The sequence below is a fragment of the Pseudomonas sp. HY13-MNA-CIBAN-0226 genome (assembly GCF_040310305.1).
GTDB lineage: Bacteria > Pseudomonadota > Gammaproteobacteria > Pseudomonadales > Pseudomonadaceae > Aquipseudomonas > Aquipseudomonas gregormendelii.
In genome coordinates this window covers 1-252 of sequence record NZ_JBEOPS010000445.1, presented here as the reverse complement: position 1 = coordinate 252, position 252 = coordinate 1, and the positions used below count along the sequence as shown (strand labels likewise).

The 252-nt window shown below is 66.7% G+C and carries 1 pseudogene; it reads right to left on the bottom strand.

Annotated elements, in window-relative coordinates:
• A pseudogene (locus AAEZ05_RS29460) lies at nt 1–252 on the bottom strand (autotransporter domain-containing protein); the annotation flags it as partial.

Here is a 252-nt window from a genome sequence, read left to right as displayed (position 1 = left end):
AGTCAGGAACGCCAGGTTCTCCAGGTTGGTGGTGGCAAAGGTGCCGTTGACCGCGCCGGCTGTCAGCAGAGTGTAGGTGGTGGCGCCGGCATAGGGTGCCAGGTTGACCACATTCAAGGTGCCGCCCAGGTTGGCGGTGCCGCCTACGGCCAGGGAGCCGGTGGTGGAGGGGGTGATCACCAGGTTCAGCGCACCGGTGCTGGGGTTGGTGAAGTTGCCGGCCACGGTCAGCTTGCCGCCGTCGGGTGTCAC